The sequence below is a fragment of the Algibacter ulvanivorans genome (assembly GCF_048381495.1).
GTDB classification, from domain to species: Bacteria; Bacteroidota; Bacteroidia; order Flavobacteriales; family Flavobacteriaceae; genus Algibacter_B; species Algibacter_B ulvanivorans.
In genome coordinates this window covers 1-255 of sequence record NZ_JBLWGD010000112.1, presented here as the reverse complement: position 1 = coordinate 255, position 255 = coordinate 1, and the positions used below count along the sequence as shown (strand labels likewise).

The following is a 255-nucleotide window of genomic DNA, read 5'->3' as shown; positions in this document are numbered from 1 at the left end:
TGTTCCCACAATTATCAGCTTCATCAGTTACGACCGTAACATCAGGAGCAGGAGCAGGACCTCCAGGTACAGTAATGGTACTCGGATTAGAGGCTGTAGGATTGGTAGTATCTTCAACATTAATGGTTTGCGATGCATTAACAGTATTTCCACAAGCATCCGTAATGGTATATGTTCTAGTAACAACAAGAGGACAAGTGCCAGAAGCGCTATCAGAGTTTGTGACTACTAAGTTATCATCTGTAGTACAGTTAT

1 protein-coding gene is annotated in these 255 nt (G+C 41.6%); it reads right to left on the bottom strand.

The features are described from left to right. A partial coding sequence (locus tag ACNG5D_RS16185) for a hypothetical protein (RefSeq protein WP_418184553.1) occupies nt 1-255 on the bottom strand: 255 nt, incomplete at both ends.